This window comes from Trinickia acidisoli (assembly GCF_017315725.1).
In the GTDB taxonomy this organism is placed as follows: domain Bacteria; phylum Pseudomonadota; class Gammaproteobacteria; order Burkholderiales; family Burkholderiaceae; genus Trinickia; species Trinickia acidisoli.
Window position 1 is genome coordinate 1,695,307 of record NZ_JAFLRG010000001.1, and the last position, 20,118, is coordinate 1,715,424.

18 protein-coding genes are annotated in these 20,118 nt (G+C 60.4%); 7 read left to right on the top strand and 11 right to left on the bottom strand.

Annotated features, from left to right (window positions below; all coding sequences use genetic code 11):
* Nucleotides 1-484: 484 nt before the first annotated feature.
* Entirely contained in the window at nt 485-988 is a 504-nt protein-coding gene (locus J3485_RS07850) for a hypothetical protein (RefSeq protein WP_206951944.1), read from the top strand.
* A 266-nt stretch (nt 989-1,254) separates the two neighbouring features.
* On the opposite strand, the gene J3485_RS07855 is transcribed toward J3485_RS07850, so the two are convergent.
* Nucleotides 1,255-1,704 (bottom strand): hypothetical protein, encoded by a 450-nt coding sequence (locus tag J3485_RS07855; protein WP_206951945.1) that lies wholly within the window; start codon nt 1,702-1,704, stop codon nt 1,255-1,257.
* A 459-nt stretch (nt 1,705-2,163) separates the two neighbouring features.
* On the opposite strand from J3485_RS07855, the gene J3485_RS07860 reads away from it, so the two are divergent.
* The 5 genes from J3485_RS07860 (at nt 2,164) to J3485_RS07880 (ending at nt 9,871) form a co-directional block, all read left to right on the top strand.
* A complete protein-coding gene (locus J3485_RS07860) occupies nt 2,164-2,397 on the top strand; it encodes a hypothetical protein (RefSeq protein WP_206951946.1) in 234 nt (77 codons plus the stop codon).
* 79 nt (nt 2,398-2,476) lie between these two features.
* The gene (locus tag J3485_RS07865) at nt 2,477-3,418 is read left to right on the top strand and encodes a hypothetical protein (RefSeq protein ID WP_206951947.1); all 942 of its coding nucleotides are present in this window, start codon (nt 2,477-2,479) and stop codon (nt 3,416-3,418) included.
* A 350-nt stretch (nt 3,419-3,768) separates the two neighbouring features.
* Nucleotides 3,769-4,983, top strand: a complete 1,215-nt coding sequence (locus J3485_RS07870; protein WP_277991597.1) for a DUF6361 family protein — start codon at nt 3,769-3,771, stop codon at nt 4,981-4,983.
* Between the two features lie 125 nt (nt 4,984-5,108).
* The gene (locus J3485_RS07875) at nt 5,109-6,836 is read left to right on the top strand and encodes a phospholipase D family protein (protein ID WP_206951949.1); all 1,728 of its coding nucleotides are present in this window, start codon (nt 5,109-5,111) and stop codon (nt 6,834-6,836) included.
* Entirely contained in the window at nt 6,836-9,871 is a 3,036-nt protein-coding gene (locus J3485_RS07880; protein WP_206951950.1) for a P-loop NTPase family protein, read from the top strand. The genes J3485_RS07875 and J3485_RS07880 overlap by 1 nt, the downstream gene beginning before the upstream one ends.
* A 257-nt stretch (nt 9,872-10,128) precedes the next feature.
* Here the strand turns inward: J3485_RS07880 and J3485_RS07885 are convergent, their stop codons facing one another.
* A complete protein-coding gene (locus J3485_RS07885) occupies nt 10,129-11,256 on the bottom strand; it encodes a toxin-antitoxin system YwqK family antitoxin (RefSeq protein WP_242538519.1) in 1,128 nt (375 codons plus the stop codon).
* A 214-nt stretch (nt 11,257-11,470) separates the two neighbouring features.
* Nucleotides 11,471-13,270, bottom strand: coding sequence for a hypothetical protein (locus tag J3485_RS07890; RefSeq protein WP_206951952.1), 1,800 nt, complete (start codon nt 13,268-13,270; stop codon nt 11,471-11,473).
* A 180-nt stretch (nt 13,271-13,450) separates the two neighbouring features.
* Between J3485_RS07890 and J3485_RS07895 the strand changes: the two genes are divergently transcribed.
* A complete protein-coding gene (locus J3485_RS07895; protein WP_206951953.1) occupies nt 13,451-13,780 on the top strand; it encodes a helix-turn-helix domain-containing protein in 330 nt (109 codons plus the stop codon).
* Here the strand turns inward: J3485_RS07895 and J3485_RS07900 are convergent.
* From J3485_RS07900 to J3485_RS07935, 8 genes are all read right to left on the bottom strand, one after another.
* Nucleotides 13,758-14,411: a hypothetical protein gene (locus J3485_RS07900; protein WP_206951954.1), complete on the bottom strand. Its 654-nt coding sequence runs from the start codon at nt 14,409-14,411 to the stop codon at nt 13,758-13,760. The genes J3485_RS07895 and J3485_RS07900 overlap by 23 nt on opposite strands.
* Before the next feature lies 1 nt (nt 14,412).
* Entirely contained in the window at nt 14,413-14,712 is a 300-nt protein-coding gene (locus J3485_RS07905) for a hypothetical protein (protein ID WP_206951955.1), read from the bottom strand.
* 126 nt (nt 14,713-14,838) lie between these two features.
* On the bottom strand, nt 14,839-15,648 hold the full coding sequence (locus J3485_RS07910; RefSeq protein ID WP_206951956.1) for a DUF4942 domain-containing protein: 810 nt from the start codon (nt 15,646-15,648) through the stop codon (nt 14,839-14,841).
* Between the two features lie 65 nt (nt 15,649-15,713).
* On the bottom strand, nt 15,714-16,763 hold the full coding sequence (locus tag J3485_RS07915; protein ID WP_206951957.1) for a hypothetical protein: 1,050 nt from the start codon (nt 16,761-16,763) through the stop codon (nt 15,714-15,716).
* Complete coding sequence (locus J3485_RS07920) at nt 16,760-17,677, bottom strand: recombination directionality factor (protein WP_206951958.1); 918 nt, start codon at nt 17,675-17,677, stop codon at nt 16,760-16,762. The genes J3485_RS07915 and J3485_RS07920 overlap by 4 nt, the downstream gene beginning before the upstream one ends.
* A gap of 83 nt (nt 17,678-17,760) precedes the next feature.
* Nucleotides 17,761-17,988 (bottom strand): hypothetical protein, encoded by a 228-nt coding sequence (locus J3485_RS07925; protein ID WP_206951959.1) that lies wholly within the window; start codon nt 17,986-17,988, stop codon nt 17,761-17,763.
* A gap of 12 nt (nt 17,989-18,000) precedes the next feature.
* On the bottom strand, nt 18,001-18,996 hold the full coding sequence (locus J3485_RS07930; RefSeq protein WP_206951960.1) for a YqaJ viral recombinase family nuclease: 996 nt from the start codon (nt 18,994-18,996) through the stop codon (nt 18,001-18,003).
* A gap of 77 nt (nt 18,997-19,073) precedes the next feature.
* Entirely contained in the window at nt 19,074-20,042 is a 969-nt protein-coding gene (locus J3485_RS07935; RefSeq protein ID WP_206951961.1) for a DUF932 domain-containing protein, read from the bottom strand.
* Between the last annotated feature and the right edge of the window lie 76 nt (nt 20,043-20,118).

The window sequence follows — 20,118 nt, forward strand, 5'->3', positions numbered from 1 at the left end:
GCAGTCTCCAGGTCCTGCCTTGGCGTGCTGGTCGTTTATTGATGCACTGCTCGAGCCGACGGGGCCTGGAACGCCGTTTGTGTTTCGAGAACCGCTCGGGCAAGCTCGGGAGGTCAAAGTGGCATTGTCGGGGCTGTTCGGACGCTTCGTCGCTCGGGCTTATCTCGAGAGATACATGGGCCTATCGATATTTGCTCACCTCGGACAGCGAAACATTGCCTTGAACGCTCGTCGAAGCATAAGCATCAGAAGAATGGCTCGCGGAGATCTTCCTGATTGGGTTGCCTGCACGTGCAGACTGTCCGACCTCACCGTGGCAGAGGCCAAGGGGTGCCATGATCGCCCAGGCCCTAGTGCGGCGCTCGCGCGTGCTTGGACTCAAACGGGGCGAGTCGGTGTCGTGTGCCGCGGACGATCGGTAACAATCAAAAGGGTCGCAATTGCTACGCGTTGGGGCGCTGCAAACGGCGGAGCAAGAAATCCGATGATCTCGGTGCATGATCCCGAGGAACCCGGCCTGCCTATTTCACCGGAAGACGAACGCGCGATGTTTGTTGGCCTATTACGTCGCCATATCGCAGCCTTGCTACGCTCCCTCGGTCATGTTGAGCTAGGGAACGCATTATTGGACCTTGCAGCCACACGACGATTAGAGAACCAACTGATTGCGCGGGCAAACCAAGCGTTGGATGCTGCGACCGTTTGGGGCGTCGGTGCGGAAAAGGCGGCCAATTGGCCTGATGATCTCATCGGCGGTGTCGTGACGCGTCAGGGGCCGATTGCAGAGAGGCGTGTATCACCGACTGACGAGCGCACGCTAGCTCGGCTGAATCTTCGGCCGTTGTTTGTCGGGTTGGAGCGCGAGGTCGTGCGGTCGGCAATCGACGGCGATGGCGACGTGCTGAAAAAAATTCTATCTCAAGGTCGCGAGCAAGTGGGAGCGAGATTCGATGGTTCTGGGGGCTGGATCTTGCCACTGGGTCAATAGGAAGCATCGGAGGCTTCTGCGCGGTGCTGGTTCTGTGTCGCGCGCGGGCTAGCGTTGCGACATTACAATTTCTCGGCCTAGGCGGAATCGCCCAGGTCGAATCGCGCCGGCACAGGCGGTTGCTCGTCGCATTGTTTCGTCCAATGTCATGACAATCGAATATGAACGACAGGAATCGAGCAGGGGAAGTCCAAGTTGCATGGCAATCGCTCACGGCAGCAATGCTCACGACGGAATCGGTTCGTCGGGTGAGTGATCTCTGTGACTCACGAGGTGCCGTCGGTGTGCCATCGAGCGCCGGCGTGTACGCTTTTTGGTGGATTGGGAGCAGGACACAGTTGATGCAAGCTAATCGGCACATCGTTCTGAAAGGGCCGGGCGGTATAAGCGTCGATGTGCATTATCGCGACTGGTGGCCGACTGACGCCCCTTACCCCTGCCTGTACGTGGGCAAGGCTACCAATTTGCGGCGCCGATTTGCGCAGCATCTTCTGCGAGGTACTGCGGGCCGCGCGCATCAACCACCGACCGAGAATGCGAAGGTAACGCCTCGGACGACATCGTGCCAATTGCGGTTTGGCATCGAACACATCTTCGCGGCTGAGGCAAACCCAGCAGGACTCATCGACGAAGCTGTGGGCTATTCTTGGTGTGACGACTTCCCAGAAAACGCGGTCGCAGAGCGCTTTTTTGCTGAGGACCGGCTGGTCGGACATCTACGCCCTTGGTTCAACATTGACTCGGAACGTTGAGGGTAAAGCAGTGTCTCGAGGTAAAGGCGGCGCGCGGTCGCTGCACGATCTTCTTGCCGATTATTTTCTGTAAAGGGAGGCGACGACGATTCTGGCAGATGCCCAAGCCGGACGCGAAGTCGGCGCTGCAGAACTTGGCCATTGCGTTCGCCCACTACAACAACATGTGCCGGAACGGCGCCTTGAAATACCGCTCGCCACGCGGGTTTCGCCAGCGAGAAAGTTCTCCAACCTAAGCGTGATCGCGTGTTCGATCGTGCAGGGTCAAGTCCAAAATCGCTGTCTTTGCCGATTCGAATGAGCGTCGGCGCCATGGCAAAGGGGAATGCGGGGCCCTTACGGTGGTGCGGCCGGGGCCGCGCGGCCATTGAGCGGCAGTCTACAGTTAGAATGAGCGACTTTGAGGATGGAGGAGCAAAGAGCGTGTCGTCCTATCTATATATGTTTACCCTCGTCAGCAACGGCGTGGAGGAGGAGCTATGTTCGGTCGAGCAGCAGCTTCCAATGCCGCATCTCGTAAAAGGAGGGCCACTCTTCACTGGGCCCAACGACGACGAGATCGCCGCTTACCGCATCGTCGACATTCACCCGATCGTCCAGCCGACGGTATCCAAGGGCATCGCGGTAAGGGTACTGTTGGAATTGGCCGACAAGTAAAAGAGGCGGTGGCTGGTGCGGTAAGTCGTGCACGGTCATTCCACGCCTGTTGTCAATATTTTGATTTCCAGTGCCTGCTATGAGCGGATTGAATATTGGGATCGATGACAATACGTTGCTCTGCTACGAGGGCTCGCTGGGTCTGTATGGGCATGCGATCTGGCCATCGCCGTTTATGTCGGTGGTGTCTCATATTGGCGAGTTGTCGGCATGGAGACGAGGTACAGCAGGTGCGAACCTGATGGACGCACCTATGCTGTTTCGCGAAGATTCGTTCGATCCTGTTACTCGGGTGAGACGCGGTCGCCTGTACGTTCGCCGTCAGCAGGAAAACCCCGCGTATTGGCGGGTCCAGCGGCACCCTGCGTATGCGACTTCTGGCTTGAGTACATCAACGAATCGAGATGGTTGCGGCGGCCCAGACGAGCGCGGATTTTTCTCGATGAGGCTAACGACATTCGAATCATGGCGGGCGTCGGAAGACTTTCTCAAGAAGCGCCGTCGTGCCGTGCTGGTCATGGGGGCTGGCGAGCGCGGATTCGTTCACTCACTGGTCGATGTTGAGCGGTTGGCGACGGGGGAGGAACTGATTACCCTGAGAACGCGTCCTGGCGTGAGTGGCCTGCCCGAGCTAATCGTTGCGTTGATTTCGGAGCGCTATGCCGCCCTTGTGGTTGAACAGTACGAAAAAGCTGCTAGCGCTGCATACCGCGATGATGCGGAGAGCGTAATTGATCGATGCCGCGAGGCCGCGAGTGCCGCTTTGAACGCGGCGCGCTTCGCGAAGACGGGCGACGATGTATCAGATGCCAAGGATCTCGGAGCGTTGGGCAATTTCTTCGTTCGTCAAGAAATGGAAGTGCTCGGCAACGCCGCTCTCATCCTCGCCCGATGGCATGCAAGAGCCAAATCGGCGGAGCGGATCAAGAGGGATACGATGCCGCCGTCCGAGGCGGACGCGGAGGCGGCCATTGCGTTGCTCGGTCTCCTCTATCGAGAGTTGCGCTGGACGCGCGAATAACTTGCAATGCAACCGTGCATCCAGCGTGGGATGCTGCTCCGCACGACAGTACGAATCGTACTCGACTGACTGAAATCCGTGAAGTGATATTAGAGCGATAGACCGAAACATTGCGGATAGGCATTAAGACATTTGGATTTTGTCCGTTAACATAACTATCTCTCACGCTGGCGAGCCACCCGTTATATTGACGACATGCCTTTAAGGCGGACGGCAGATCTGCGCTGAGACGCACGGCGGCTAGGTTCCTCTTGCGCTGCGGGTCGGATCCTAATGGTGATCGAACGTCTGGCCGGCGAAGACCGGTTTTGGGCTAGCGACATGCGTTTCATGACTTCGGGTTGCGGACTATGGTAGCGACTTTCGGTTGGACCTACTTGTCGCGAGACGCGCTGCGCCGTGCGGAAGAGCAGATGAGTGAGAAATCACGTGGCGTGAGGGACGAAATCGGTTTCCTGCAGTTGCACCAACGCTACGCGGACCTCTTTTTCCCGGGCACATCGGTGCTCCAGACCCGCCTTCGTTATGCATTGTTTGTCCCGTGGATGCTCAAGAGCTTGCGAACGAGGCCACTAAGGGGCGGTGTCGCGCATGCTGTGCGTGACGCCGAACGTCGCTTAGTCGATCGCTTATTGAAGAGGCCGGAGGGTGCGCTTGAGAAGCGCGGCATCATTGGCCGCGATAGTCCAAACCACGTCAGCAATCAGCCCCCATCCGTGGTGTACTGGGGCGCCTTGGGCGTCTGGGGTATCTTGCGGCGAAAGGATGGCGTCCGGTATTACAGCCGTGCCGAAGTGCTTCGCAGCATTTCGCCCGGTAAGGTCGCACGTGATGACGATGGCGTGCCGCTCGGCGATCTCATTGAGCCATTCAATGAACTCCCCCCCATCCCAGATGACTGGAATGCCGATGGCGAGATCGGCTTCGAGCTGAGCTTGGCTGAACGAAAATTCTTTCGCGGAATGTGGTGTGGCTTGCGGTGCGCGAACGGCACTCCCTCGGTACTTGCCCGATTGGCTTTGAACGCATTGCCGGATTTCATGAGCGTGCCGACCTGTTGGGACGAGGAAGTATGCGAGGCCGCTGTAGAACACACTGGACCTCTGCAACGCGCCCGGGCCGCGGCAGCGTTGGCCTGCATAGGTCGCGGTGTGTATGCGGCGCTCACTGAACAAACTCGTGAGCAGCTGGATCGGCGGCCCACGGCTACAACGCACCGTGATTACCTCAGGGAAATAATCACGGACCACGGCGAGGCTGCACTGCAGTTCGACTTGGCTGCTACAGAGATGGACATCGGGCCGCTAGCAACGACACTGCGCGACGTGATGACGAGTACCTGCTTGTGGCTGCGCAGTCGTGACGGGGATCTAGAGAGGCTACGCACGGTCTATGAACTGGCTGAGGTCGACCGCAAAGGATCTCGAGCACGGCTGCCGGATCTCGGTTTCGCGCGCACGCGCCGCCTCGAGTGGAATAGCGAAGACTATCCGCTGGCCAAACCGCTCCACTACAGGTGGGACCGTGTCTCGCGCATGCTTGCCGATCTGAGTGGTCAGCCATGAAGGGGCGGGAAATGCCATGGCCCGGCGCATCGTATCTCGATGCCTTGCGGCCTCCATCCGGCGAGCGCGTTCGATACGCACTGCTCGCCACTTATTCCGCGGATTTATGGTCGATTGGAGCCACGTTGCTTGCATTGACCGGCAGGGATCTTGACAACGGACGGGGCAGCCGCGCCGATATGGCAGAAGCCGTCGAATCGCTGAAGGGGCGCGTTGGCATAGCGATTCAACGCGGCAGGCTGGCCAAGCCGCAGCGCATGGTCAAAATTGCCGCGGTGTTTGACCAATTCGTTTCGGAAGTTCCGTTAAATGAATCACAGGGCAGTTGGCATCCGAAGATTGCGTTGGTCTGCTATGAGCGAGGTGGGGAGGCGAGTTCATGGCGACTTTGGATCGGAAGCAAAAACCTTACGAAAGCCTGGAATCTTGATTTCGGTTTGGTGCTCGAGGCAGGCGCGCAGGATAGGCACGCGCGAAGCGTTGAAGGGGTGGCGGATCTCGGTCGCCATTTGGCTTCGTTCTGCGCGCTTCCAGGGGCTCATCCCGCGGCTGTCTACGAGCAATTGGATGGATTGAAGTGGACCATGCCGCGCGGCGTCAAGGTTAGGCGCATTGTCCTCAAGCGCGATCAGCTGACCGAGGTGGATCTACCCGCGGTCGGGAGGGCGGACAGGATCGTGCTTGTGAGCCCGTTTCTCGACGGCGCGTTCGTTAAACGCATCGGTACGTGGGGCGACAAGCAAACCAGCCACGTTTTGATCTCTACGGAGATGGCCGTGCGCAAGCTAGCCTGCCAGGTGGGCAGTCCGCTCACGCGATTCGCCAACAATGTGTACGTTTACGACCAGCCAGAGCCCGATTCGAGCGCGCCGCGGCTTGCCGAAGCGCCGGACACTGCGCTCGCGGACGTGGTGCGCGAGGACGAGGTCATTCCTTTTGGCCTTCACGCGAAAATCCTCGCGGTTGCAACGGGGCGTACGGTGCGCATGTGGGTCGGGAGTGCAAACGCGACTCAAAGAGGATGGGGCGAGGGCAACACCGAGGTCATCGCAGAGCTGGAATGCGACGTCGCGGCGCTTGATGGGCTCAACCATCTGGAAGGTTTGGGCCGTCCTGTCGATGTCGATCGTTTGCGCAAAGAGCCGGTCGAGCCGGATCACCTGACCGAACGGCTGGAGGCTTGCCGTCGTGTGCTCGCTGAGTCGCTGGACGCGCGACTTCACCGTGACGATGATCGTTTCACGCTGCGAGCAACGTACGCTCCGACACTGCCGGACCCAGAGGTCAGCTTGCGAATTGGGCTGGCGACTGCAGAGACGGTGGCCTGGCACAGCGGACAGCAAGATGTTCTGCTCGGTAGCATCTCACCGGCCGAGCAGACGGGATTGGTCCGCATCCAGCTCCTGCTGGCAGGGCAAAGTTGCGAATGGCTTCAGAAGTTCGAGATTGAGCCCGGGCTGGTCGCCGAGCGTGACCGGGATGCCATCGCCGCTCATCTAGGTCCGCAGCAATTCCTAGTCTGGGTACGTGCCATGTTGAATGGTTCAAGCGCGGATCCCGACGACCCCAACTGGGACGATGACGAATCGGATACCCCGGACGAACCGGATGACACCAACGAATCGGCCCATCGGCAGACCCGCAAAGCGTACCAATTCCAGCGAATTACGCTCGAAGAGATGCTGTCCAGTTGGAGTCGTGACCCGCAGGCTTTCGCCACCGCTCAAGCACGGATCGACGCATACGCGGAAGCGGTATTGCGAACAACGGTTCCGACGGCTGCGGAACAGGTACATATCGAGCAATTGCGCAGCGTTTGGAAGCTCCTCCACGCATCCCTGGGGGCTCATTGATGGCTGCTGTTCCGAAACGCTTTCAGTCCGCCACTGCTGAACGGGCTTGCGCGGTGCTCACAGATTTCAAGGGGCTGCGCCGCTTCCTAGTCGCCGACGAGCCGGGCCTCGGCAAGACTATGGTGGCGCGGGAGATCATTTCAGCATTCGTTGCCGAGCGCCGCAAGATCGATTCGCGTCGCCCGGTGGTTGTGTACTACGTCACGAACGGTTTGCGGGTTGCTCACCAGAACAGCAATCGGCTCGTGGCAGCGCTTCAGGAAACCACGCAGCATGAACTCGTCTCGCCCGCCGAGCGGCTATCGCTCATCTTGAAGACTCCTCGATTGCGTGGTCCCGTGGAGCTATTTGCGCTGACACCCGCGACGTCTTTCCCGGGGGGGGTGATGCCTTTTACCGGGGGGCGAGTCGATGAGCGCGCGTTTCTGTTCTGTATCATGCAACGGGCACTGCCGGACGTTGCCCGCGTGGTGTCTGAGAAGTTATTGCGTCAGCGAGCAGGGTCCGAGACCTGGACAAAGGCCTGCGAACGAATGGCGCCGCAGGTTTCGGCCTTGTCATTGGCGCTTCTCCACTTATTCAAGAAGTGTATGCGCGAGGAGTTCGGCGAACCTCTCCTAGATACCTGCACCACAGTGGCCCAGTCTTCCGCCCGCACGCTTTTGACGCGCCTGCGTCGCGCGTTATCGCATGCTGCATTGCTGCATCATCCGCCGGACTTAGTGATACTTGACGAGTTCCAGAAATATCGGCACATGGTGACCGAGCAAGGATGCCGCGACCGTCTCGTCAGTACGCTTTATGACGGACGAGATGGTAAGCGTCCCGCCGTCCTGCTGTTGTCAGGAACGCCCTATCCGAGTGTCGGCGAAAACGCTCGTCACCAGTTGTTCGAGCTTCTGGCGTTTTTGAAGGGAAGCGATAAATTCGCCAAGAGTCTGGCCGACCAGTTCCAGGGTTTTGGTGAATTCCTGCAAGCGATAGCTCGAGCGGCTGGCGATCCAAAATGTCAGATGGAACTCGTCACAAAGGCCCGCGATCTGAGGGATGCGATCCAACGGAAGATGACGACCGTAATGGCGCGAACGGAGAGGCACATGTGGGATGCTTCCGTTTCCGATTTCAAGACATTGCACTGCACCGTGCCGCTATCGGACGCCGACCTTATGGCATACCGCGGACTCGTGTCGCTGTTCCGGCCGAAGGATCAATGTGACGCTCTAGCTTACTGGCTTTCCGTGCCCTTGCCAGGACAAGCGCTCGGCCCGCGTTACGAGGCATGGAAGCAGCGCAAACGGGGCGCATTGAGCGGCCCTAAGCTAAATGCGTCCTCCGTCGCGCGGCTGGAGCAGCCATCGGCTTGGCCGCATCCGAAACTGCGCGCACTACATCAGGTTGTGCCGCCGGCGAGCCTCGCTTTGCCCTGGATCGCGCCGACGCTGCCCTGGTGGGATCTACGTGGCGCGTGGAAAAAGCGCGCGCCCGAAAAGCTTTTGGTTTTCAGCCGCTTTAAGGCGACCCCGCAGAGCATCGCAGCACTTACTAGCTACGCCGTTGACGCCACTGAACTTCGTGCCGTGCATCGTGGCTATCAGCGAGGAACTCGCGCGAGCCGGCTACAGCCCGGTAAGCCACAAATGCCGCTGTTCGCGTTATTCCATCCTTCGCCTTTTCTCGCGACGTTCACTGACCCACTTGCGGCGGGTATGCCCTGTTCCCCCGACAAGGTTCGCCGCGAGCTAGGCGCTCAGATTCGTCGGGCTCTCGACGGCAGAGTCGCATTGCCGAGCATGCGCGCTCAGAAGCGGCGCACTACACGTCGGCCAGTGTGGAGGGTACTGGCCGCAATCGAGCGCCTTTTCGACTATTCCGGGCAGATGCACATCGCTTGGGCGGAACTCGCAGGACGGGACACGAGCGTGAACGCAATGCGCGAAGCATGGTGCGCTGTCGAGCCGCTTGAGGCGTTGAGCGCGCCCGAACTTGACGACCTGATCGAAATGGCGCTGTCGGCGCCGGGCGTCATATGCGCGCGAGCACTACGTCGCCATTATGCGGATGCGTTGTCCCCGAATAAGCTCGCCAAGCTCGTGGCTCTGTCGTGGGGCGGATTGCGGGTCTATCTTGACGAACCGGTATTCTGGGCCAGGTGGAAAAAGCGAGCGGTCGTGGAATCCGTGCACGCCCTGATGGTCGATGGTTGTTTCGAATCTGTACTGGACGAACACTTTTGGATGCGTTTACCCACGGTCGAAGGCGGTGCGCCAAAACTCGCGGAAGACCTGGCGAAGACCTTTCAACTTAGCGCGGGATCGTTCACGTTTCAAGTCATCGAACGCAACGGGGAACGCGCTGCCAAGGGCATTCGCATACGCTGCCACGCGGCCGTACCGTTCGGCGGCACTGATGATCAGGACCGCGGCAAGCATGGTCAGGGCGCGCGACCGCCAGCGCGGCCCGATGAGCTGCGCGAAGCTTTCAATACGCCGTTCTGGCCTCACGTTCTCTCGTCGACCTCAGTTGGCCAGGAGGGCCTCGATTTTCACACTTGGTGCTCAAGGGTGGCACACTGGGATCTCTGCCCGACGCCTGTGGAACTGGAACAACGGGAGGGGCGGGTCAACCGCTATGCCGGACTTGCTGTACGCCGTACACTAGCGACAGCATTGCGCCGCGAGGCGCTAGGTGTGCACGCTGAAAATAGCGTTTCGCCGTGGGCAATCGTAGAGCGGCTCGCCGGTGAGCGATGCGGTGATGATTCGGGTTTGCAGCCCTGGTGGCAAGTAGCCGGCGCCCGGGTGACGCGGTACTTGTTCAGACTCCCACTTGGCAAGGACGAGCAGCGATTTGAGCAACTGCAGCGACAGCGTCTACTTTATCGCATCGCACTAGGTCAGCCTAATCCGGAGGACGTGGTGCAGATGCTGTCTGAAGGGAGCGACGGGACGTTCGCCATTTTGCGGGGACTAGTATTGGACCTTTCTCCATATCGGCCACCGGAAAGTGAGCAATGGTCTGGCTCCCGGGTGGCATGACTACCGATCGCCAACTACTTGGGTCGTGACTAGGAGATGAAGCGCCCCGGATTTTGTGGAGGCTCCAAGTCCGGGAGCGCGCAGTGCCACTGGTGCGCGAGCAGCGTAGCGAACATCCGTCGACGTGGGCGGCGGTCGAATCGATTGCGCCGATGATCGCGCAGTAGTCCCAATAAAAAAATAAGAGATACGGTGTGGCGAGGGATGCGCCCCGAAGGCGCATCCCTCGTGGCCCTCCCGTCGTCAGCAATGAGACATTAGCTTGGCCGCTTCCCTTCTTTGCACCACGATTGCCACTCGCCGAGTTGATCGACCGTGACGATAGCGTCGCCACCGCGTTCGCGTTGGTAGGCGGCGGTCCATGCGTCGACGCAACCTTTCAGGGCTGGCTGTCCGCCGGAAGCTGATCGGCCCGAGAGCTCCGAATCGGAGCTCAAAGGATGCTTGCCTTCGCGACAGGACGCTTCCCACTCCTGTTTCAGTTCTGCCGCGGGAAAAGCTGGACGGCCCGGCACAGCCCGATATGCGTCGTCCCATTCGCTCACGCACGCCCCGACATCCGAACCGTCAGCACCGACTTCAACACCACTCGAGTAGGTCTTGTCCGCGATGAGCGAGCCGCCCGCATCCCATTCCTTGTAAGGCCCGTTGAGATTACCGTTCACGTAGGTCGCTCTGAGGATGACCTGCTTGCCGTCAGGGGCGTAGTGGACGACTTCGCCTTCATATTTTCCGTTGACGAACGTTGCGCGCTTAACGACCGCACCGGTATTCGGATCGAACGCTTCCTCAGTGCCGGAGGCGACGCCATTGTTCCACGGGAAGGTGTGGATGAGTTTGTGGTCAGTCCAGCTGTACACCTTTTCGGTACCGTCGAGCTGGCCGTTGTTGAATGTCGCCTCGAGCAGCGGCCCCTCGTTTTGACCACCAGAGAGCTTGAGCGGACCGTTGAGAGCGCCGTGCTTAAACGATGTTTCGATGCGCACGAGGTCCGACTGCGGCGCTTTGCACACCGCAGGGCCATCAGGCTGGCCGTCGTTGATCTGAACATCACACGACGCGCCGGAGAGCAGAGTTTCGGCGCCCGACCTACCGAGGAACGACTGCGCATTGCGTTCGGTAGCGGGCACGCTATCAGAGAGGGCAATGCTCGCAAGTTTGCCTGCCAACTGAAACCCAGCTTGCGCGATCAGCAGCGAGCGATCCGGCACGTTCGTCAGCTTCCCGGAAAAAGGCTCATTGGCGCTTCCGTCATAGACTTTGCCGTTCACCATCTGAGCGTTGCGATAGTCGAGTACTTCGCCTTTGCAACCGACGAGAAGAACAGCCGCAATCGCGGCAGCGGCGAGCGCCGCTCCGCGGCGTTGAACATGGATAGTTTTCATGAGCTTCGGAGGAGGATCGAATAGCAGCGGTGCATGTCGATGCACGCGAAGTGACAGTCAACCGCTGGAAAAAGACCGACCGGCGAACCGGTCGGCGAAAAGGTCCTGGCGATCCGAGGGTGAAAATCCATTGCCAGGACCGAGACCGTCCAAGATGTGGGCTGCGACATACAAAGGCAGCGCTATTGACGCTCTCAGGAGAGGTACTGCTGTCTTACGGGTTTTGCGTGATGCCGAGCTTCGCGGCAGCTGCACGCATCGATGTCGCAATGGCGTCGGAGACAGACGATGGAAATTGCGCGACAGTGGCCGACGCACTAGCGGGCAGCATAAAACCTCCCATCAGCTTGCCGTTCATCAGCGCAACCACGAGCGAGCCGCCGGCGTTGATCGTGTTCTTGATCGTGTCGTCGATGGGCACCGTGGGCGCACCGATCGATTTCGGCAGACTGATCGTGATGACGCTGGCGTTACGCGGATAGACTGACCAGCTACCCGTCACGGCGAGCGAGATCGGTTCATTGCTGTAGTTGCAGCCCGACTTACCACTTTCAACCACTTGAGCAACTCCGCCAGCCTGAATGCTCAGCAGGAGGCAGCCGCCGCCGATGTCCGTTTGCGTCCCTACGGCCTGTTGCACTGACGTGTACGTTGTATTCGGATCACCGAGGGCATAAAGGACCGACCCATTGACCACCGTAGATGAGTTCACATCCCCGCCATTCATCCAAGACTGACCGAGCCCTTGATTCACGAGCATCAGGCGGTCATTGGCATAGGCGGTCGTCGCGAGGTAAGCGGTGGTGCCGGAGGAGAAACTGCCCGTCATGGCGCCCCGGATCGGATTGCGATAGTCGATTTGCAATGCCGAAGACAACGGCTGACCGCTGACGTCGGTTTTCCGGTACGAGACGGTAACCGTGTCGCCCGTGTTCGGATCGATGCCGACTAGGTTCGTGCCGGCCGCCGAAAGGCTGTACGATGGATGCAGTTGCGCCGCCGTGAGCCAACTCGTCCAGGAGCCATCGGCCTTCATCTCGTACTCGCCCACCCCGCCATCCAGAGAAATCCAGGCGCCGCTGAAGCCGGCATCGTAGCTACCGACGGGAGACGCCGAGGACCAACTTCCGTTCGATTGGACTTCTTGGGCAACCGACAGCGTCGAACCATTGAGCGTGTAGTTCTCGCGAACGGGCGAGAGCGCCACGGAAACGCTGCTGCCGACGATGAATTGTGTCAGGTCGCCGTCGACCGTATAGAGCGGATCGGCGAGCGCCGACGAGGCGTCGACCGCAGTGCTGAATTTCGGGTTGGTCAGCTGTGCATCGACGTCGGACTGCTGGACGCCGTTGACGTTGCCCTTGGCCGCATATGCGTTCATTGTGGCCTGCACCTGGGACCAGGAAATCGCGCCTTGGCCGGCGAGTGCCGTCATGTGGCTGACCATGCTCGCAGCGACCGAAGCGGTGCTGCTGTCGCCGTTGGAGACATAGTCTGCATTGGGATCGGCGCTGCTGCCGATGAGGGTTTGCACAGCTTGCGTGGCTTGGTCCCGCGTGAGGCCGGCGTTCATTTGCGACACGACCATGGTGGTCAGTGGCGTCACGTTCTGCGTGGTCCCGGCCATGATCGCCGACAGCGTGAACGTCGACGTAAATGGCGTTGTCGGGTTCGACAGGTCGGTCGTGTTCGGGGTGACGATAACGTCGATCTGTTTGCCGGTGACGCTTCCGCTGACATTGAGCGTGTAGTTGCCGCTCGCATCGGTGGTCGTCGAGGGCAGCGACGTGTCGCAAGCGCCTGCGCCGTTATCGAAGCAGACTGTGGCGCCCGACAGATAGCCATCGATAGCTTTTCCCGATAGCTGCGAAGTCGATGTTGGCGTCGACGTGGTCCCTGTCGACGAGCCGCCACCGCCCCCGCCGCACGCAGCAAGTAGGGTAAGGGAGCCGAAGGATGCGCCGAGCGCGATTCGAATTCCTCGATTAGGACGATCGTTGTTCATTTCTTCCATTTTCCTTTCAAAGAAGTGGTTGTCGTGTTTACTCGACAAAATAGAGCGTGAGCCGGCCTGGGCTGCACGCCCTCAGACCGCTATATCGGCGCGCATGGATAAAAATGAAGAGTAAACTCTACGTTAATTGTCGAGTTTATAGCGTCGAGAATTAGTCGACGGATAGGCATCCTGCTCGGCATGACTGCCAAGCGCTCCACTTCATCCGCCGCCCGGCCGGCCCCGATCTCGATTGCCCTCGGCAAACGCGTCAAGCAATGCCGGCACGAAGCCGAGAAATCGCAGGAAACGCTCGCCTTCGAGGCGCACATCGACCGCACCTATATCTCGACGATCGAGCGCGGGATTGCCAATCCGACCATCGAGGCGCTTGCGAATATTTGCTATTCGCTAAACATCACGCTCGCCGAGCTTTTCGCGCCGTTGGACGGCGTGTCGCTGAAACCGACAGGGGAGCGCCGCGCCAATGCCGCGACGCCCCCGGAGATCAAGCGCAGCCGCTTGAGATGACGGCAGGCGGCGGCCTGGCGATAGGCCGAAGCGCGATGGCGGCATCAAGTGTGACCGGATAGGCGTGAGTCTCAGTCATGTACGACGGGCGCTTGCGATCGAAGGCCAAGCGCGCGTTGTAGGCCGAAAGCCTTGGCTCGGTCGCGGCCGGATCAAGAAGCAGCAGGGCGTTGGGTTCGAAGGCTCGTTTCTGCCACCGCCCTTCGATGCCGATGACAAGTGCGGCGTGTGCATCGCGAACAGGGTGGCGACGCCAGCCGACGATGACGGGCCATCCCCGCTTCAGTTCACGTTCACAAAAGTTAAGAATTGAGCCCCGACCATCGGGTCGCGCACCCGGCCGTACGCCAAGGTTTAGTTCCCAGATGAAGCTTTCCAGTTCGGAAAGCGTGAGACCGTGCAGGTAGTACGGCCAAGCACGATCCCAAAAACCTGCTTCCGGGCCGGTGTCGCTTCGGGAAAGCGCGACCGGATCTGCCAGCTTGCCCAGTAGCGCGAGGGCCATGGCGACGCAATGCAGGGCACTGCCGCTGTCCCAATGGCCTTGACGGCTGAAGAGCGGATTGCCGGATTCAGCGAGGACCAGTTGCTGGCCGGGCCGCAGCGCCGGGTGGAATCTCTGGACCAGCATGTCAGTATTCGCCCGGCAACAGGAATGTCGTGGCGAAGCGGTCGGCCTCGGTAATGATCCAGATAGTGCGGCCACCGGGCAGCACGTAGTTCGACAGGATGCGCTGGCCGGCCGTGATCGCCAGCTCGTTTTGCTGGCGATCCGAATCGGACAGCTCGCCCCAGTCGCCGCGCAGGTGCCGGATGAGCAGGTCGACGATCGAAACGCGCGCGTCGGCGATGACTTCCAACGCCCCGGGCGTCGCAAGGATGCGGCCGAGCTTGAAACGGGGACCCGCGTGGTCAGTCGAAGGAAGATTCAAGATAAATTTCTCCTGAAAATGGTTGAGTACCGGCCTCCGGTCCTGCCGGATGCGCGAGCATTGAAAGCAATCGGGAAAAGGCCGAGACGCGGGGCGCGTCAGGGAACAGGATGAGAAGGCAGCGCGCTATCGCGTTTCGGCTGCGAGGGCGTTCGGGTAGTGCTTGGCGAGAAGGCGGTTCATTTGCTCGACCAGATCGGACCGCTTGAACGTCAGATGCCCATTGCCGTTCTTGAACCAACGTAGGTGGAAGTAGCCGTGTTCGGCTTCGGTTTGCCGGGCTTGCTGTGCGTCTGAGACCAGAGCGTAGGCCGCGTGTCGGTGATCCGGCTCGGGCTTACCGTCGAGCACGCAAAACACGCGGATGAGGTCGTCCAGTTCATTGGTGACGCGGTGATTAGTGCAGCCGTCCCGTAGAAGGTACTTCACGATGATCCGTTTTCCGAACTTGAACGGCCGATTGGTCTTGTAATCCCACGACAGTCTCCGGAAACACTGAATCACGCCGCGTTCGAACATATCCCCGCGCGCGCCGTATAGCTGCGCGAACGTCGCTTCGATGTTGGCTGCGGTCAGTTCGGGTACGTCGCCCTCGGAAAGCTGTCGATCCCATTGCTCTCGGGCTTGGGCATCCATGAAGGTGCGCAAGCCTGATTCGGACAGTAGGTAGCTCCAGCCGCGCACGTCGATCACGCGGACGATGGCGCCTTCAGCCTCGTCACGTTTGGCGTAGTCACCGGTGACGGACGGTCGGCCTCGACAGGCATAGCTGTCGTCAAGGACTAGTCGTGGAAAACCTAGGTGAGCCGTCTTTGCGATTCGCTCCGCTTCGGCGAGCAGATCGAGCGCGGCATGCACGCGCTCGACGACGGCGACACGCTGGTTGACGAGATTGGTAATGCTGATGCTTTTGACAAGTTCGGTTGTAGTGTCCATAAGCCTGCGGCCGGTATGGCGTGAAGGTGATTAAAGGAAAGAGACGCGGGGCGTGATGCTCCGTCTTATGCCGCCACAGTGCGTTTGACGAGTTGACGGCGCAGAGCCGTTGCCTTGGCTTGTGAGCAGCCAAGATGGCGTCGGATGTCGGAGACAGTCGGCCGAACACGGCCTCCGGCGATGTCCTGGATGAGCCGTGTCACGTCGTCGGAGGCGTGGGAGCCCGATAGCGGCGTGAGCGGATCGTCGCGTGGAGCACGACTGGGAGTCGTACCGCTGTGACCGGCCGACGCGCGTTCGAAAGTCACAGTCTCGTCCGCGTGACTTTCCTCATCGACCGTTACTTCGGATGGAGTCACGGCAGTCACGGAGGTGGCCGGCGTGACCGCGGCCAGTGCAGCCCCGCTAACGACAGGTGTCGGCACTTGTGACTGCGACGACTCCAGCGTGAGCACCCACAGCAGGCAGGCCACGCCTTCCAGGACTGCGGCGAACGTCAGCCCCGACAGCAGATCGACGCGCGAAGCAGTCGTCCCGAGTAACACCGCGAGTCGCGACGTGACCGGATCGGCGAGTAATGCGTCACGTTGGGCCTCGACTCGATCGTCAAATGCCTCGTGACGTCGAATGTCGCTGGCTTCCGCGTTCAGCGCATCGAGCCGCGCAGCAAGCGACGCGCGTTGCGCACGCAGGCTGGGGCAGTCACGCGTGCAACGCCGAACGCCCGCCGCTGCTACCTGCGTCACCACGACGGCACGCTCGGCCATGACGGTGGTGAGGCTGCGACTGGACGGCTTAGCGGGCGATGCCACCGATGCCGCGCGCCGCTCACCTGCATGCATTTGTGCCAATAGGAAGAACGCCGAATGACCGTAGACGGCCGCTCCCATGCAGCCCAGCCACAATCCGGCCGCGAGGAACCGCAGGCGCTGCGCCGATGAACCTACCAACGCCGGCAACAGGTGTGCGGTCACGACCAGGACGACTCCGATCGCGACCCACACCAGTCGTTCAGGTAGCGTGCCGCCGCGCTGCCACCCGGAAAGGATAGACAGTGTGACGGCCGTGCCGGTGGCGGCGACCGCCAAGGCAAACGCCCAGCGCTGCGTTGTCATGCCGCCGCTCCGCCGAGCAGCACTGCTTGGCGCTCGAGCTTCTCACGCAACGAGGGTTTCGCGGCTGCTCCGGCCTCGACGGGTGAAGATTCGCCGCTCGGCTTCACTGGCTCAGGTAACGGATAGAACTCCTCGGCCACTGCTGCGCGTTCCTCGGGGCTGTCCTCGAATGCACCGTTAGCGAAGCCGAGACGCGCCGCCGCATCGAGCGCAGCTTGGTCGAAACCGGCTGCTCGTCGCCGGGCATCGAGTTCCCGGGCCTGCACAAGAGCGTCTTCGAGCGTACCGCCAGCCCGTACCGACAGATCGACGTAGTAGATCGGCGTCCGATAGCTTTGCGTGGTCGACTTGCCACGCAGTTTCAGCTCAAGCGGCAGGCAAGCGAGAAGGTTGCCCGACACCGCGGCGAAGTAGTACAGGCGCGCGGCGAGGGTGCGAATCGAATTGAACGAGGTTGTACGAAAGACGAAGGAGCCCATCTCATCTTCGTCATCGATTAGCACGTTCAGCCGCGCATATGGCTTGCAGCCGCCTTGTTGTCCAAACGCGCAGCCGTCGGGTGAAGCGCAGGACATCGTCTCGATGCCTTTATCCGTAGCACGCTTACACGTTTGACCGTCGCCGACACACACGGGCCGACCGGTGTCGCGATCGAACAGGCTGTAGTCGGCCCGCAGGTTCAGATTCGGATCGTTGAAGAGCACCCGGACGGGAATCGCGCGCAGCTTGCCGGACGTGGCTTTGCGCAGTTGTTCGTTGAGCGGGTGAAGCAACCATTCTCCGCGCTGCTGGACCTGCGTGGTGAGAGTGAATTGATCGTCTTTCTCGGGCAGACGTTTGCCTGCACGCTCGACGATACGTCCGATGGCAATGCGCCCGACGACGGGCGGAGTTATGGCTAAGCCTTTGAGCATGATGTTCCTCAAAATGGAAGGGTGGCCTGAGATCGATGACGGCGTCACCGCGTCCGGTCGCGGGTAAGTAGCTTTGTGGGCCTTTATCGAGCGAAGTGGGCCTGGAGCTTTTCGTGAATCTCTTTGGCAACGAGCTGCCAAGCGTTTGCGCCGATCATGGGGTGATTGCCGAAGCTCTCCTGTAACTGTTCAAGCGGCATCTGGGCGATGTGCTCGGCCTGCTTGCCTAATGCGTCCATGACGAACGCTTGCGCGAGCGCGCCGTACCGAGAGAAAGTCATGATCTGCGTGAGGCGTTCGAGATTGGTCATGACAAACTCCGATCAGTTGGAAACGAGGAAGCGCCGCGAACCGGGTTTCGAATCGGCGTATTGCTGTTCCAATTCCGGGTGTTCGGCGAGCAGCCGTTTCAGGTCGACGGTGGACGAGTCTCGGCTGCGCTTGAACGAGACTTGACCGGTCTCGAACACCGCGCGCGTTGCCTCGCCCATCGCTTGTTGAATCGTCTGTTTCAATCGCGCCTCGACCGCTTGGTGTGATTCGATCTGTGCACGTACGGCAACGAGGTCGGCGAACACCGACGAGAGTTGCCGGTCGTCCGTGAAGTCGACGGTGCCGCCATTGCCGGGATAGAGGTGGCGCAGTGCCCGGTCGGCCGACTCGGACCCGTCCGAAGGCGGAGGCGTGTCCGACTCGACGTAACGCCAAAAGCGTGCTTCGAGTTCGACGAGTCGACCGATCAATGCGTCGTCGCGTTCGATGCGATAGACCTCTAGTGCCTGCCCGCACAGCAGTACCGCGACGTGCGCTGCCTGCTTGCCTGTCACTGCCAGTTGGTGCTGCACTTGAATCTGCACGTACTCCGGGACACCTTCTCGCCAGAGCCGCGCGCCGAACTCCCCCGCCGTTTTACATTCCAAAATAGAGACATCGCGGCACCCCACTACTTCACGATCGAGATTCGCGAGCATGAAAGGGATCGTGGGGTGCCGCAGCACGGCGTTGATGCGTCGAACCCGGTTGCCGGTTTGCTTGGTGTAAGACGCGGCAACGATGGGCTCGAGCAGCGTCCCCCAATAAGTGGGCGATGTCGTGTCGTCTGGTGCCGGGCGGGGCATGCCGTCGGCTCGTCCCGTTTTGTCGAGCCATAGTTCCAAGGTGCTCATGTACGGATTAAGTCCGACGGCCGCGGCGGCGTCCGATCCGCCGATACCCGTGCGGCGAACGGCGAGCCAGTCGTCGCGGCTCAGGTCCTGTGTCTTGACGAGCTTGAGCGCCGGTCGGCGCGTACGTGGCCCGTCGGGCTGGACTGCAGTCATAGTGCCTCTCAAAACAAAGCGGCCCGGCAGGCGAACCTGACCGGGCCAAGGGTGAGGAGAAACGGGGGAAGCCTGGCTCACACGACAAGCTTGAGTGCTTCGTCCCATGCTTTTTGCTTGATGGATGCGCCTTGACCGAACCAAGCGGCGTCGCGTCTGTGATCGTCGCTGCGCGCCCGGCGGTGGTGATCGACGTATTCCGTTACTGCGTTCAGCAGTCCCCACGCGGTGCCGCTCGCCGACGCCAGATCGGCACCCTTGCCACGTCCGGCATACAGCTGGCCCACGGCCTTGATCGCGCGTTCATTGACGGCGAGTGCATCGCGGTCGGCGAGGTTGGGCGTAGAGTAGGTGAGCACGCGGCGCAGAAATGTTTCGGCAGACGAGTCCGACATCTTTCGTTCCGCAAGTGCTTTGGTTCTTGCCATAAAGGCGTCCCACGACGAAATCGCGATGCCGAGCTGGCGCTTGATGGCTTGGGCATCGAACTGAGAGCGGTGCGGGACCTTGACCGCGCCGGTGCTATCGCCGAGCGCGATTTGCATCGTGTTGTTGCAGACCACGCGCACGCTGCAGAACTGCGCCGTGGTCGCCAGAGTGCCGTCGCAGGCCGTCGCCAACAGAAGGTAGCCGTCGATCTGATCTTTACCCTTGAGCGTCGCACCCTGCCCGGTACGGGCAAGCGCCCACAGTTTTTTGCCGTCTTTCAGGACACCTGCGGTTTCGAGCTGAAAGCCCCCCACCTCTGTGAGATCGCGGTAGAACTCCAAGATCTCCGAGGGTTGCACGACCTGATACCGAGCGGAGACGACCGACAGTGGCGCCTTGGTGTCCGAGCGATAAAGGACTTTCTGTTCGGGAAATGCGTGGATCGAGCCGAGGCTCCGATTGCCGGCGGCGACGAAACGGACTTCGGCTTCTTCGATGCGCCAGTTCATGCCAGCGCGTTCGGCCCACAGTTCGATCGGCTGGTTCGGGGTGAGCTTATTGCCGAGGCCGTGCCACGGTTCGGCGCCGACATAGGCCATCGTTTGAACGAGATGCATAAAGCCTCCTGAAAATATGCGAGTGCATACAGCCCGGCAATCGCCGGACAGGTTGAGAATGGAAAGGAGAAGAGAG

Excerpts from the sequence above, each read along its gene's own strand:
- J3485_RS07915 (WP_206951957.1), bottom strand. The coding sequence starts at position 16,763 with ATGACAACGCAGCGCTGGGCGTTTGCCTTGGCGGTCGCCGCCACCGGC.
- J3485_RS07910 (WP_206951956.1), bottom strand. The coding sequence starts at position 15,648 with ATGGACACTACAACCGAACTTGTCAAAAGCATCAGCATTACCAATCTC.
- J3485_RS07930 (WP_206951960.1), bottom strand. The coding sequence starts at position 18,996 with ATGACTGCAGTCCAGCCCGACGGGCCACGTACGCGCCGACCGGCGCTC.
- J3485_RS07870 (WP_277991597.1), top strand. The coding sequence starts at position 3,769 with ATGGTAGCGACTTTCGGTTGGACCTACTTGTCGCGAGACGCGCTGCGC.
- J3485_RS07895 (WP_206951953.1), top strand. The coding sequence starts at position 13,451 with ATGACTGCCAAGCGCTCCACTTCATCCGCCGCCCGGCCGGCCCCGATC.
- J3485_RS07850 (WP_206951944.1), top strand. The coding sequence starts at position 485 with ATGATCTCGGTGCATGATCCCGAGGAACCCGGCCTGCCTATTTCACCG.
- J3485_RS07935 (WP_206951961.1), bottom strand. The coding sequence starts at position 20,042 with ATGCATCTCGTTCAAACGATGGCCTATGTCGGCGCCGAACCGTGGCAC.
- J3485_RS07880 (WP_206951950.1), top strand. The coding sequence starts at position 6,836 with ATGGCTGCTGTTCCGAAACGCTTTCAGTCCGCCACTGCTGAACGGGCT.
- J3485_RS07865 (WP_206951947.1), top strand. The coding sequence starts at position 2,477 with ATGAGCGGATTGAATATTGGGATCGATGACAATACGTTGCTCTGCTAC.
- J3485_RS07885 (WP_242538519.1), bottom strand. The coding sequence starts at position 11,256 with ATGAAAACTATCCATGTTCAACGCCGCGGAGCGGCGCTCGCCGCTGCC.
- J3485_RS07920 (WP_206951958.1), bottom strand. The coding sequence starts at position 17,677 with ATGCTCAAAGGCTTAGCCATAACTCCGCCCGTCGTCGGGCGCATTGCC.
- J3485_RS07890 (WP_206951952.1), bottom strand. The coding sequence starts at position 13,270 with ATGGAAGAAATGAACAACGATCGTCCTAATCGAGGAATTCGAATCGCG.
- J3485_RS07900 (WP_206951954.1), bottom strand. The coding sequence starts at position 14,411 with ATGCTGGTCCAGAGATTCCACCCGGCGCTGCGGCCCGGCCAGCAACTG.
- J3485_RS07925 (WP_206951959.1), bottom strand. The coding sequence starts at position 17,988 with ATGACCAATCTCGAACGCCTCACGCAGATCATGACTTTCTCTCGGTAC.
- J3485_RS07855 (WP_206951945.1), bottom strand. The coding sequence starts at position 1,704 with ATGTCCGACCAGCCGGTCCTCAGCAAAAAAGCGCTCTGCGACCGCGTT.